12 protein-coding genes are annotated in these 14,180 nt (G+C 30.0%); 6 read left to right on the forward strand and 6 right to left on the reverse strand.

The window, feature by feature from the left end:
- Together KQI88_RS08085 and helD are read left to right on the forward strand one after the other, a co-directional pair.
- Positions 1–609: a TetR/AcrR family transcriptional regulator gene (locus KQI88_RS08085; RefSeq protein ID WP_216416092.1), complete on the forward strand. Its 609-nt coding sequence runs from the start codon at positions 1–3 to the stop codon at positions 607–609.
- Positions 610–1,193: 584 nt separating this feature from the next.
- A complete protein-coding gene (gene helD / locus KQI88_RS08090) occupies positions 1,194–3,440 on the forward strand; it encodes an RNA polymerase recycling motor HelD (RefSeq protein ID WP_216416095.1) in 2,247 nt (748 codons plus the stop codon).
- Between the two features lie 212 nt (positions 3,441–3,652).
- Here helD and KQI88_RS08095 read toward each other — a convergent pair whose 3' ends face one another.
- The 3 genes from KQI88_RS08095 to KQI88_RS08105 all read right to left on the reverse strand — a co-directional run bounded on the left by KQI88_RS08095 (position 3,653) and on the right by KQI88_RS08105 (position 5,309).
- Complete coding sequence (locus KQI88_RS08095; RefSeq protein ID WP_330656134.1) at positions 3,653–3,859, reverse strand: ATP-binding cassette domain-containing protein; 207 nt, start codon at positions 3,857–3,859, stop codon at positions 3,653–3,655.
- A 27-nt stretch (positions 3,860–3,886) separates the two neighbouring features.
- Positions 3,887–4,567 (reverse strand): energy-coupling factor transporter transmembrane component T, encoded by a 681-nt coding sequence (locus tag KQI88_RS08100; RefSeq protein WP_216416097.1) that lies wholly within the window; start codon positions 4,565–4,567, stop codon positions 3,887–3,889.
- A 70-nt stretch (positions 4,568–4,637) separates the two neighbouring features.
- A complete protein-coding gene (locus KQI88_RS08105; RefSeq protein WP_216416099.1) occupies positions 4,638–5,309 on the reverse strand; it encodes a protein kinase domain-containing protein in 672 nt (223 codons plus the stop codon).
- A 616-nt stretch (positions 5,310–5,925) separates the two neighbouring features.
- Between KQI88_RS08105 and KQI88_RS08110 the strand changes: the two genes are divergently transcribed.
- The 3 genes from KQI88_RS08110 to KQI88_RS08120 all read left to right on the forward strand — a co-directional run bounded on the left by KQI88_RS08110 (position 5,926) and on the right by KQI88_RS08120 (position 8,910).
- Positions 5,926–6,585: a response regulator transcription factor gene (locus KQI88_RS08110; protein ID WP_216416101.1), complete on the forward strand. Its 660-nt coding sequence runs from the start codon at positions 5,926–5,928 to the stop codon at positions 6,583–6,585.
- The gene (locus KQI88_RS08115; protein WP_216416103.1) at positions 6,582–7,976 is read left to right on the forward strand and encodes a HAMP domain-containing sensor histidine kinase; all 1,395 of its coding nucleotides are present in this window, start codon (positions 6,582–6,584) and stop codon (positions 7,974–7,976) included. The genes KQI88_RS08110 and KQI88_RS08115 overlap by 4 nt, the downstream gene beginning before the upstream one ends.
- Positions 7,977–8,061: 85 nt before the next feature.
- Positions 8,062–8,910, forward strand: a complete 849-nt coding sequence (locus KQI88_RS08120) for a hypothetical protein (RefSeq protein WP_216416106.1) — start codon at positions 8,062–8,064, stop codon at positions 8,908–8,910.
- 421 nt (positions 8,911–9,331) lie between these two features.
- Here KQI88_RS08120 and KQI88_RS08125 read toward each other — a convergent pair whose 3' ends face one another.
- Entirely contained in the window at positions 9,332–9,580 is a 249-nt protein-coding gene (locus KQI88_RS08125) for a helix-turn-helix domain-containing protein (protein WP_330656135.1), read from the reverse strand.
- Between the two features lie 109 nt (positions 9,581–9,689).
- Between KQI88_RS08125 and KQI88_RS08130 the strand changes: the two genes are divergently transcribed.
- Positions 9,690–9,845: an aspartyl-phosphate phosphatase Spo0E family protein gene (locus KQI88_RS08130; RefSeq protein WP_246579204.1), complete on the forward strand. Its 156-nt coding sequence runs from the start codon at positions 9,690–9,692 to the stop codon at positions 9,843–9,845.
- Positions 9,846–10,119: 274 nt separating this feature from the next.
- On the opposite strand, the gene KQI88_RS08135 is transcribed toward KQI88_RS08130, so the two are convergent.
- Both KQI88_RS08135 and KQI88_RS08140 read right to left on the reverse strand, forming a co-directional pair.
- Positions 10,120–12,348 carry a J domain-containing protein gene (locus KQI88_RS08135; protein ID WP_216416108.1) on the reverse strand — a complete coding sequence of 743 codons (2,229 nt, stop codon included), beginning with the start codon at positions 12,346–12,348 and terminating at the stop codon, positions 10,120–10,122.
- Positions 12,348–14,060, reverse strand: a complete 1,713-nt coding sequence (locus KQI88_RS08140) for a molecular chaperone HscC (protein ID WP_330656180.1) — start codon at positions 14,058–14,060, stop codon at positions 12,348–12,350. The genes KQI88_RS08135 and KQI88_RS08140 overlap by 1 nt, the downstream gene beginning before the upstream one ends.
- Positions 14,061–14,180: the final 120 nt, after the last annotated feature.

A 14,180-nucleotide genomic window follows, 5' to 3' on the forward strand; every position in this document is an offset into this window, starting at 1 on the left:
TTGCCAAAGCAGACATTTTTCAATCTGACTAGCGAAAAACAGAAGCAGATCATTGATGTAGCTATAAATGAATTTTCGCAATCTACCTTCAATGAAGTGAAAATTTCTGATATCATTAGTAAAGCAAAAATCCCACGAAGCAGTTTTTACGATTACTTCGAAGATAAGAAGGATTTGTATAAGTATATAATCCTAATTATCAGAGAAGAGAAAATGAAGTATATGGAGCCAGCTTTGACGGAGCAGCAAGAGAGTTTTTTTGAAAGATTAAGAGGTCTATTTAAAGCTGGGGCTGAATTTGCAGCTTCAAAACCTGAATTTGAAAAGCTTGCAAACAAGATGTTTGAAAACATGGAGATTATCTACGAAATATTTGGTACAGAAGAGCTAGATATGTCAAGTGCATATGAGTCAATGCTTATGAAAGGCGTTGAAGCGGGAGAAATAAGAAGTGATATTGATATAAAGTTTATAGCAAAATCTATCCATATTTTAACATCTAATTTAATGTTGGAAAGCTTTGAAGGGAGTAAAGAGACTCTTAGTGAAGCCATTCAAAAGACTACTAAAAATATAATAAATTTTATCAAGTTTGGAATAGCAAAGTAGTCAGTACCAGGCACCAAAGTTATCCAGTTATTAGTATGAACAGAAAAACCGCGGTTAAAGCGGTACGGTGAACCATATCATAAGTAGTGGGACACTTTTTGCAGGTGAAAAAATTTATATTAAAATATAATATCACAAAAGTAGTCGTGTTTTTTAATCATAAATTTAAATTTTATAATTATGAATATGCTATTTAGTAGAATAAGAACATATTACTATTGAGGAGAGAATTATATGAAAATATCACGTGAATGTATTTCCTGTCTTGCTAGACAAGCTGTAGAAATAGTTTTAAGTATGCATCAACATGCTAAGAATATTACTGAAAGAGTAATTAATCAATATTGAAAGGATTTAATTCATGGAATAAATCAATCAATGAGTATATAAGAAAAAGACATTTGTTTAATTACAAATGTCTTTATTATTGACATAACAAAACAAAAGTGATAATATAAATTTATACCGCCACTTTACAACCAATATTTATTTATCCTCAATTATATTATATATCTTTTAAAAAACAATGTCAATATGTTTTTTAAATAATTTTATTGAATTATTTATTATAAGGAGGTTATATCATGAACAGGGATGACTTTGAATGGAAGCTTGAAGATGAATGGCTGCAAGATGTGCTTAAAGAGACGCGGAAACAGTTTGATAAAAACAGAGATTTTAAAGAAAAAATTAAAAAAGATGCCATTAGAACACAAAAGGAGATATGGGATGAAATAGGCTCAGTTTCCATAACAAATGGGCTGGAGCAGGTTGTAGATTTTATGCAATTCATCAATTTCATGAAAATACAAAAGATAAGCCATGAGTCAACCAGAAAACTTCAAGAAAAATACGAGAGAATGCTTTCGTCACCCTATTTCGGAAGAATCGACTTTCTTGAAAATGGGGAGGACAAAGCCGAGAAATATTATATCGGGATTTCAAACCTTATTAATGATAACCTTGATTTCCTCATATATGACTGGAGAGCACCGATTTCCAGCATGTTTTACGATTGTGAAATGGGAGAGGCTAATTATAAATGCCCTCAAGGAATTATAGAAGGGAAACTTATGCTGAAAAGACAGTACAAAATTAATAACGGCAAAATTGAATATATGTTTGATAGCAATCTTAAGATAGACGATGAAATGCTTCAAGATATCTTGAGTAAAAGCACTGATAGCAAGATGAAGGCCATAGTAACAACAATTCAAAGAGAGCAGAATAAAGTAATTCGTAATGAAGAGTATAAAACTCTGATTGTTCAAGGTCCTGCAGGAAGCGGGAAAACTTCTGTTGCTCTTCATAGAATTGCCTACCTCTTATATAAATATCGGGAGAAAATAACACCTGAGAATATAGTAATATTTTCACCCAATGAAATTTTTAATGATTATATCTCTAATGTATTACCAGAGCTTGGAGAAGATAATATGTACCAGACAACATTTAAGGAATATATGCATATGGCTTTAGGTAGCGGGCTTACAAAAGAAGATTACTGCGAAATGATGGAATATATTTTAGGTTCAAAGGATGAGTTAAACTATCAAAGCAGAATTAGTAATATAAGGTATAAGTCTACTGTGGAATTTGTAAATATATTAAAATATTATGTGACCTACGTTGAAAAAATGGATAGAAATTTTACAGACATCATTTTTAGAGACGGGCTAATAGTCTCATCTAAGGATTTACAAGAACTGTTTTTTAAAGATTATATAAAACTTCCGTTGAAAAGGAGACTTAGAAAGATAAAAGAAAGAATTTTATTCCTTCTAAAACCTTATAAAAAACACCGGATAGAAGAAGTTGCTTTTGAACTGGAGCATTCAGGCTCTTATATAGATAAAGTAGAGATTTTAAAGGATAGTATAGCTATTGTAAAGGATGAAATGAAGGAAATATACTATGAAATAGACAGAATAACAGAGTTTAATTTAGTAGACATCTATAAAAAGCTTTTTGAGAAATTAGAGTTTTTTTATAGAAGCTCAAATACTGGATACTGTGTGGGGAAAATTGAGAAAATCAAAAGCTATACTTTAGAAAATTTGAAGGCTCAGAAACTCAACTATGAAGATCAGATCCCCTTTCTATATCTAAAAATTGCTCTTGGAGATATTCCAAAAACCTCGGAAATTAAATATGTTATTATTGATGAGGCGCAGGACTATACACCACTTCAGTATGAAATATTTTATCAGCTTTTTAATCATGCAAATATGACTATACTGGGTGATTTAAATCAGTCCATCAATCCATTTATGAGTGTAGGAGATTATAATAATATCTCCCATATATTCTCTCAAAGCAACACTTGCATAATAAATTTAACCCAAAGCTACAGATCCACAAAGGAAATTACTGAGTTTTCTAGAAAGCTACTTAATAATGAAATTACTGATGAAAGTATACAAAGAAGTGGAGATAAACCTTTACTCCTTGGTTTTTCAGAGGAAGAAGCTATAAAAGAAAGGCTTCTTGATGATATAAAGATATATAAGGGGAGAGGATATAAATCCATTGGAATAATAACAAGAACTACAAAGGAAGCAGATGAGGTATATAATTTCTTAAAAGAGAAAATTCATATTAAAGCTATAATGAAGGACGATGATGAATACGTTAATGGTACCTTGGTAATACCAGCATATCTTGCTAAAGGATTAGAATTTGATGTTGTGCTTATTTATAATGCAGGAAATGAGAATTACTGCTGTGAGGAGGAAAGGCTGCTACTTTATACTGCCTGTACCAGAGCACTTCATATTTTATGTATATACTATTCTGGAAAGTGTACACCATTGCTGAAAGGAAGTTATTAAATAATAGCTCTCTATATTAAAATTGTATTTATTTAAGGAAGAGTATGATTCCAGAAACAAAGCTAAGTAATGTGTAATAAAAAGAGATATCACTTTTTAACAAGTTGTATCTCTTTTTATTTGTAAAACTGTATATTAAATATCAATGGTTATGAGGTTCCCTTCTTTGTCTTTTGTACAAAGTAATGAACAAGATATACTGCTTAAGAGAATTAGAATGGAATCAATCCATTGATACATCTTGTCAATGTGGTTTTTCCACATCCGCTTTCTCCAGTAATAACTATAAATTCTCCCTGCTTTATACTTAGATTTATATCTGTTAAATTTTCTCTATAACTACCTTCATATGTGAAGTAAACATGTTCTAAGTGGATCACATCCTCTTTTTCCTCTTGTGATATTATTATTTTCTCCACGTAAATCACCTCCTACTATCCATAGAACTATAGGAAAAACTCACTTTTATCCATATAAATAAGACTGACTGCAATGAGAATACATATGAAACAATAAATAGTATCGCTAGTTTGGAAACGGACATCGGACAGACAAGTGCGCTTGTTTGTAATATCAAGACCTTTGCAAAGTGATGCCGCAGACAATTCATCTGATATTTTGCTGCTTCTTATCAATAATGGAATAATGAAGTTTTCTATCGTTTCCATAGGATGCAGGATAATACCAGTTAAGGAAGTATTTAAACCTCTAATTTTTAGACTGACTTTAACACAACATATTTCATATCTAATAGTCGAAATATACCTATAAACAACAGCAAAAGGTATTATAATCATTTGTGGAATATACATATTTTCTAAAGATGTCATCATCTCATTCATTGGCATTTTATTCAACATAATTATACAAGACATATAAGCAGGTAGCACACGAATAAACAATAAAATAATTAAATTAAACATCATAGTTAAATAAGAAATCTGTAATGTATCTAAGGTTTTATATAAAATTAATAAAATCATATATCTCCATATCATCTGAATAGCTTTATTCTTCATGTTATGGAAAATCATTAAACTAAGCATTATTATAAAAAGAATAGATATTCCCATATGACTGGAGAGTATAAAACTGACTAATGAGACTAGGACTACTTGAAAAATCATTACTCGTGCATCTGGCTTTGTTGATTTAAATTAATGTATCTAAGATGAGGCCTTCGAGTTTATTTAAAGCCTATCTAAACTCCTTTAATTCAGCTATAAATTCTTTAAGTGAATTATAATTATCTCCTGCATCCGTATTTAAGGCCTTAAATAAAATTGATTTCAATTTCCTATTATGAATTTCTGCCTTATCTACTGGCTCTGGTACAGTTCCATTTATTAGAAATATACACATTTGTGCAGTATCACTTAGATCTTTCTTCATTAAGCCAACGTTTTCTATCTTTTTAGAGGAATTAAAATCTATAATCTTAACAGTTTCTGGGTCATCGTTATGAATCATAACATTTTTGGGCTTAATATCATCATGGTAAAACCCAGTTTTGTGGAAAACTTCAAGCCCTTTCAATATATTTATTGTAATTTGCACACTCAACTTTTCATCTCTTTTTTTACTATGACTATCAAAATTTTCACCAAAAGTCTCGCCCTTAACGTATTCCATCACAATGTATGCTTTGCCATTATTCTCAAAGAAGTCATAAAAAGTTGGTAAAAATTTTGAGATGCCGCACTGTTTCATTACATATGCTTCATGTGTTGCACGCTCTAAATTTTCCAGTTCTTTAATTGCAACTCTCCTTTTTTCGAGTTGGTCATATGCAAGATATACAATTCCATAAACACCTTTTCCGATGGGTTCTAAATTAACCATATATTGATTTAATTCTTTTTGCTGCACGTGTCGCCTCCTCCTTCATGCTCTAATGAATGCTTCAAATTTACTACAATATATGACATGCAACTCAATTTTGTGTACTTACTAATCCCAAAGTTTGATATAACATAATTTCTTAATTAAAATACCTTCTAACATTAAAATCTCTAGAAAAGAACGTTAATCTATAATTTTTTTATTTCACTAGTTCATCAGGTAAAAAAATTTATATTGAAATATAATATCATAGAAGTAATCATATTTAATTAAATTAAGATGGAATTAGATTATACCAAAAGAGATTTGTTAAACATTGATTTCTGGGCGACAATATATATTTATACTTATTTAATTGAAAAGATATTTAGATTATATTATTATGTTGGTATATTTGTACTTATTAAGAAAGTACATGATAATAAAGAGATATTTAACTTAAATCAAGGATATAGTAGAAGAATATACATAGAGGTGGAAGATAAAGCTATGAAAACAAAAAATATTCATTATAATATTAGAAATTAATATTTGAGTTTTTGGTGTTGTAGGAGACTAAATTATAGTAATATATGATATAGGTTAGTTAGAATCGTCTATGTTTTATACTTAAAAAGTTTAGAAAAAGAAAAGGGGTGAATTTATGGCATTAATCTTAATTGTTGAGGATGAAATGCCTATTAATATTTTAATTAACAGAAATCTAAAACTAGTAGGTCATGAGTGTGTATCTGTATATGATGGTGAAGCTGTGCTTGAAATTATACAAAAGTACACTTTTGATTTAATATTATTGGATATAATGCTACCTAAAATGAATGGTTATGAAGTTTTAGAGACAGTAAAAGAAATGGACATACCCGTTATCTTTCTTACATCAAAGAGTTCTCTTTCAGACCGGGTTAAGGGTCTGACATTAGGTGCTGATGATTATATTGTGAAACCTTTTGAGATGTTAGAGTTACAAGCAAGAGTTGAAGCTGTGCTTCGTCGAACAAATAAAGAGCAAAAGTTTTTTGTACTGAATAATGTTCGAGTAGATTTAGATGGTCGACAAGCCTTTCTTAATAATGAATTGGTTGATATTACCCCGCAAGAGTTCGATTTGCTGGTGGTTTTGATTCGAAACCGTAATATTGCTCTTTCACGTGAGAAGCTATTGGAGTTAGCATGGGGTTATGATTTTGAAGGTGACACAAGAACGGTTGATGTTCATATCACGAAGTTAAGGAAAAAACTAGGTTTAGATAATTACATTAAGACAGTATATAAATTGGGATATAGACTGGAGGTATTGGATTGAAGTTCAGAACATTTATTGCAACCTTTACCTTATTCTTGATAGTATTCTTCTCTAGTCTATTTTTTATTTCAGTTTTTATTTTTAACAATCAGATGGATATTATAAAGGAACGTGGAATAAATGAACATTACTTTATTTCCTCATCTTTTGGTAAGGATCTCATGGCTATAGTTGACAGGGGAGGAAACTTAGACGATGCAATAGAGCAGCTCTTTAATTTCTATACGGAGTATTATCAAAAACAAGGTGTGTTTTTAGAATTACTTTCACAAGGGAAAATTATATATAGCAATTTACCAGAACGTTCAGATGAATTAACATATTATTCTATTAAGTCCGGTATTAGAAAAGCTAGTTTTCACAATATAGGTGATAGTGTTTATTTTAAGGTCGTTGGAGAGCTGCCAGGAACAGATAATAGATTTAACATCCAGTATCTTCACGATATCTCTGGCAACTTAAAAGCATGGCAGAAAACACAACATATTTTATTGCTAGTTGGCATCATATTTACTATTATTTTAGCTGTAGGCCTTCAATTGATTCTCAGTCGTGTCTTCGAACCACTAGATATGGTATCTACGGCATCAAGAAAAATTGCTAATGGACAATATGATGATCGTATTATCGTGTCTGGTCGTAATGAACTTGCCGAAATGGCAGAGAGTTTCAATAACATGGCAGAGGAAATTCAACGTCGTATTACCCAATTAGCAGAGGCGTCTGAGCAGAAACAGCAATTTGTAGACAACTTAGCTCATGAGATACGTACCCCTCTTACTTCAGTTTATGGATTTGCTGAATATATTCAGAAAGCCACCATTAGCGATGAAGAAAAAATGTTTGCTTCCAGTTATATTATGTCTGAGAGCCAATATATGCTCAATATATCAAACCGGCTTTTAGAGTTAGCCACATTAAGAAATCAGGTAATTAAAATGAAAGTAGTCGATGTAAACAGTCTATTTGAACATTCACAGAAATCTCTTGCAGCAAAATTGGACGAAAGTCAAATATCACTTAAATGGAAAATTGATATTGATTCTCTCTATGGGGATAAGGATTTACTACAGAGTTTGCTTGTCAATTTTACTGATAATGCAATAAAAGCCTGTAATCCTGGAGGTGTTATTGTATGGAATACTTACATTGAAAATGGCTGTAGAGTTTTATCTGTTCAGGATAATGGTTGGGGTATTCCACAAGATGAAATCAATAAAGTAACAGACCCGTTTTATCGGGTGGATAAATCACGCAACCGGGCAAAAGGTGGTGTAGGACTTGGACTTTCTATCTGTGAACAAATAGCTAATTGCCATAATGCTGTACTTTCAATTGAATCATTGCCCAATGTTGGTACCATAGTAAAATTAACTTTTACAAGTTCATAACAAGTTCATAATAACTCAATAATATTATGGATTTATACTGTATTTGTGTTTATCACTAAAATCAATTTGGAAAGGAGATTTATTTATGAAACAAACAATGGGAGCAAAGAAAAAAAATACCTGGAAAACAGTAGTGGCAAGTGCAACGGCTATTACTTTATGTAGTACGGTTTTTGCAGGAGCGAACAATGTAGCAATGGCAATGGCATTGGATAAGGAGGAATCCATTTCTACAACGTACAACGTTAGTACTACATTTATTGATAAAGCTGAAGACTATGTAAAAGCTGATTACGAAGTTTTAGAGAACAAGGTCATGCGATCTACAAACTCTAGTGCATTGCCTGTGGACCAAGCAGCTGAAATTGGATCTCAATATCTGTGGGATATGTTTAAAGTTGACCTAAGCGGCAAGACAATCTACATGTCCTATTTCATTGATCCTGATGCTGCCAAAGCATATTGGCAAGGTGACATTGTGGAAACGGGTAGTGATATTTCAGATGCACCACCAGCCTACAGCTTTGTCATAGAAGCTATATCTGGCGTCAGAGTCTCTACATCAAAAAAATATGAGAAAAAGGAAACAACTGTACCTTTTGATCCTGAAAAACTTAGAGAAAAGTATAAGAATAATTGTGATGAATACTTAGAGCTAGCAAAACAGTTTGCAGAAAAACATTCTGGAGTTAAAGCAACTAGAGCAGAGTTTAAGGATATATCTGCGACCATTGATGGAAGCAGTATTGACCATGGAAAACCCTTTTCCAAATCAGGTAATTATAGTAGGGCCTATGAAATATTTGTTCAGGTCATTGTAACGGATGAACAAGGACAGAAAACAGAAGTTACAATATCAACAGACAGTAAAACTCTTCAATCTATTAATGCTATTGATACTAATAGAAAAAATAATGAGAAGTATCTTGGTTAATAACAAATGCTTTCTCGGAAACGACTGATTTATATCAGTCGTTTTTCCTTAGTCCAAATACACTTTATATATTTCTGTAGAACCTTGGAGGGCTTTCTTTCTATATATCATATAATTGGCTCCAATCTTTAATTATCTCTTATAAATATTTGAAGAATATGTAAAGTTGTAGGAAAGACTAATACTATCTTAGAAATTAATAATTTTCACAGATATACTATACGTATCTCGGATAAGAGAATCATATAAATATAAAAATGTTAGATTTATAATAAGTAGTAACGCAGATAGGTCAAAAGATATAGGAAACTTTTTAAGTGCTATTAAAATTTTAACTAAATCAAGTTTAGATACAAAAATGGTAATAAGTATAGAAAAAAACTAGAATACTCCTAGTCTTATAAATTATGAAATAAGCAGTTTACTCAATATTCAATAACCATAACACACTTACACCTAATGAATCAGCAATCGCCACAAGTTCAATATCAGTTACTGATCTTGTTTTCGCTTCTATTTTAGAAATAGTAGTTTTTTCCAGTTCGATTCCGCGGACAGCAAGACGGGCTAACAGATCTGTTTGAGTTACCTTGGGCTTAGATTTATAACGAGCTTGCCGAACACGATCACCTATTAAGTTTCGATTAGTTGAATTATTCATATTAATCATAGAGAAATCTCCCAAGTTATTTATTTATAAACTTGATTATAAAGCAAGTTTAATGATATAATTTGCTTTATAAGCAAGTTTTATGAAAATCTATATTGGAGGATTTGTCATGAAAGGAATAAATAAACGCATAGAAGAGTTAAGAAAACAACTAAATGAATTGGTTGATGGAATAGATAGCTGTGGTGAAGAGAAGATATTAGAAGTTAGTCAAGAACTAGATAAGGTTATATATGAGTATATTAAAAAGAAGTTGAAATACTGATCAACCGAACATATAAAGGAAAATACGGAAAACCGTATCACAAGTAACACATACTTTCTTCAAAAACGTTGATATCATTGGTTTCAAGAGAGCATTCTACTCCAAATTTTATCGTAATCCAAATAAGGTATAAAAATATATGTTTATTTTTATTTGAGTTTTTATATAATATATGCATAATAAATGAGCAAAATAAAAATAGGGTGTTGGTAACACCCTATAGTATACAACTTTAGTTGCTTAGGCAACTGGTTATCACTATTAAATTTAATAATTATAATTTTAAATTTGTATTATATAGAAAGCATGGGTCAATCTCCACTAAATCAACATTTTGTCCTTTCTCAGTTGGTAACTTTATCGCTTCTTTTATTGTAAATTTGTACTTGTAGCCCTCAACATTATATCCTCTATTACTATCTACATTATCTATTGAAAAATTACTATCTATAAACATAACATTTTTTCCATCAATTTGGCCAACAAATGCTTGAGCATATATTTTGTTATTAAAACTTTCTCCATTTAGTTCTTCTTTTTTACGAAAATCAAATTTGCCATTTTCATCAACATTAACGTAAACATTAAGATGCATAATATTTTTTAAATATATAGAGTGTAGTGCATCATAACCACTTTCTTTAAACTCTTCTAATGTCTTGACAATTTTAATTCTTTTACCATCGCGCATCTCAAAAGATTCATTATATTTTCGTAACCTTTCAACTTCTTCTGGTGAGCAATCTATATATAGTCCATTTCTCCAGTCTTTGTCACTTTCATTATGGAATTCAAATTCTGTTCTAATACTTTCGAAAGCCTCTCTATCAATTGCACACAAAGCACCTTCTATTTTATATTTAGTGTTTTTATTCACAGTACCTTCTTTGTAATTCTTATCTACAAATAATATAGCACCAGTATCAAAAATTCCTACAAATACCTTACTTTCAATTTTATCTTGTAGATTATTAGCTTCAACTTCTGTTTTCGATAGTATAGTCTTACCTTTAAATTCTTCGGATATTTTGAAATAATCCGTTGGCTTTACCTCATCTAAATATATCCTCAAATTAATGTAATAGTCTACGTTACGCAAATCTTCTCTAGTTTTTATTGTTTTAAAAACTGTCTCATCTTCATCATAAATTTCATCTTGTTTATTATTTTCATTTTGGTATTCTGTACTTTTTTCAGTATAATCATTATTAACTGGCGCTTGAAACATAAAATTTAATTTAAAGAATAAAAATGTTAATATTGATAAAATTGTAATTACTTTAATTCTTGCTTTTTTCATAGAGGCTTCTGTTTTTTGTCTTTTATTTTTCTTTTTAACAACTTTTTTCTTTTTAGGTTTATATTTTTTTAACTTTAAGGGCTTAACATTCCTTCCTTCTAATTCTGCTTCTATAGTTTTTAGACATTTTTTTATTCCTCTATTTTTAGGTTTAAGTTCTAGTGCTCTTTTGAAACTTTCCTTTGCTTTTATTAAATTGCCAGTAAAATAATAGCAGTATCCTATACTATTTAATGCTATTATATCGTTACTGTTAGCAGTCAAGCATATTTCAAAATATGACAAAGCTTCTGCAAAATATCTCTTTCTTCCTAAAATACTCCCAATCCATAAGGCAACATTTAAGTCAAATTTATTTATTTCAAAAGCTAATTTATAAAATTCTAATGATTTATCTAAATCTCTAATTTCATAATAGAATCTTCCTATTAATTTTAATAATTCTGCATCATGTTTAAATATCTCATAAGCTGAAAGTAAACACTCTTGAGCCTCGTAATAATCTCTATTTTTTAATGCTTTACAACCTTGATTTCGTAATGATAAATATTTTTCAATAAAATTTGGATCTATTTGTTTTATATACTCATATTTAAATTGACTAATATTTTGCAAAGTGTTAAAAACTTCTTCAACGGTTTCTCTATCATATTTTTCATATAAATTTCTTTCTTTTTTAGTCCAATTAAAATAATGATCTAATATACACCATATATTTAGAGGTAAATCTTTGCGATTTAATAAAAATTCAAACATATAGTCTTCTATAATAGGAGCACTATAGACATTCCAAACTACATCCATATTTAATAATTCTTCCCATACTTCAGTATTTTTCTTTAAGGAATTATCATTATAAATTTCATTTAGTTTATCTAAAAATTCTTCTATTTTTTGATTCATATAATCATTATTGTTCTGTTCTTCATAATTGTTATTAATATTTTGGTATTGCTTTTTAATTATTTTTTCATTTACATCTAATTCATCATTAATATTTTCAACTAAGTTAATATGTAAATTTTGTTGTTTATTATTATTCTTAACATCTTTTATAGCTTTATCATATGCTTCTCTAAGTCTTTGGTAGCCTTCAGGGTCTTCTTCCGGATTATATATTTTTAATAATTTTGCATAAGCTTTTTTTATAGTTTTTAAGTCACTATCATAGGATATTCCTAAGATTTCCCACCAATTCATCATTAATAATACTTCTCCAATTCATCTAATTTTTCAACAAGTAACTTAGCATTTTTCTCGATAAGTCTAGGATTTTGAGTTAACAAAGTTTTTTCGAAGGCATCTAATAATGATGATATATGTTCTCGCTTATCGCCAAGTGACTCTTCATATAATCTTTCTCCTCTAGCTAAGAGTAATCGATTTTCAGTTTTATCTCTTGGATGAATTTTTATATCTCTAAGTTCTAGCATACGCTGTTTTACTTCCTCTTCTGACATTGCATTTTCAGAGTTTTGAATTATTAATGATTTCTTTTCTCCTGTGCTTAGTAGAGTAGTTTCTACTTCTAATAATCCATTTATATCATATGTATATCTAAGATCTATCATTTGTTCTCCTGCTTTTCCTCGTGGTACTGAAATTTCTAATTCGCCAATCTCTATATTATTTTCAACTCGCCTACTTTCACCTTGATATACATTAATTGACATACTAGTCTGATTGTCTCTAATAGTTACTAATTTTTCAACTTTACTTATTGGTATTGGCGAATTTCTTTCAATTATAGGTAGAAAATATCCTGATTCATAATTACCATTACCTAAATCATTTACTATAGACACTCCTAAAGTATAGGGACATACATCTGTTAATACCAATTCTTTTAAATCCGAATTTCTTGATTTTAAAGCTGCTTGTATTGCTGCACCTAATGCTACTGCTTCATCTGGATTTATATTAGAATATGGCAATTTATTAAACATTTTGCTAACTACAGATCTTACTAGAGGCATTCTTGTACTTCCTCCAATTAGGATAATGGCTTCAATTTCTGCCGGTGATATGTCAGCATCTCTAAGAGCTCTTTCTACTGGATGGCGTAACCTTAAAATTATTTCTGAACATATTTTTGCAAACTTATTTCTATTAATTTCAATTTCAAAATATTTTTCATTTATAGTTAAACTCATAATTGCATTTTCTTGGTTTGACAATGATTTTTTGCAAAGTTCAGCTTGTTTGCATAAAGCTGATAATGTCTTTTTATCTAATACTTTTAAATCTAAATCATTTTCCTGTAAAAAGTAGTCAACAAGTATTTTATTAAAATCTTCACCGCCTAAATAATTGTCTCCAGCTATAGATTTTACTTCCATTACACCTTCAAAAAGTTCCAGTACTGATATGTCAAAGGTTCCTCCGCCTAAATCAAATACTAAAAACTGTGTTTCATCATTTTCCTGATGCAATCCATAAGCTATGGCAGCTGCTGTTGGCTCACTAATTAATCTTTCAACTTTAAGTCCTGCAAGTTCACCAGCTCTTTTAGTTGCCTTACGTTGAGCATCATTAAAATAAGCAGGGACGCTTATAACAGCTTCTACAACTTCTTCACCTATATATTTTTCTGCATCTTCTTTTAATGATTTTAAAATAAATGAAGATAATTCTTCAGGTGTAAATATATAAGATCCTAAATTAAATTTTTTTGATGATCCCATAAATCTTTTAAAGTTGCATGCTGTGGACTCAGGATGGGTAATAAGTCTTTCTTTTGCCACATCTCCAACTAAAATTTCATTATTCTCATCAACACTCACAATCGATGGTGTTGAATGTTTTCTTAGAACGTTTGATATAATTTGAGCTTGCCCATCTTTCCAAATAGCAGCTAAACTGTTTGTAGTTCCTAAATCTATTCCAATAATAGCTATAATAATCTCCTCCTTAATTACATTAAAGAAAACTTATTTAAAAGCTTCTAGACAATTTTTAAAGTTCTCAAAAAAGCTGTTTAAAATTGCTAATTTTTTAATATCAATTATATAATATAAGGTTAATCTGTTATATGT

Origin of the sequence: Alkaliphilus flagellatus (assembly GCF_018919215.1) — a bacterium.
Lineage (GTDB): Bacteria > Bacillota > Clostridia > Peptostreptococcales > Natronincolaceae > Alkaliphilus_B > Alkaliphilus_B flagellatus.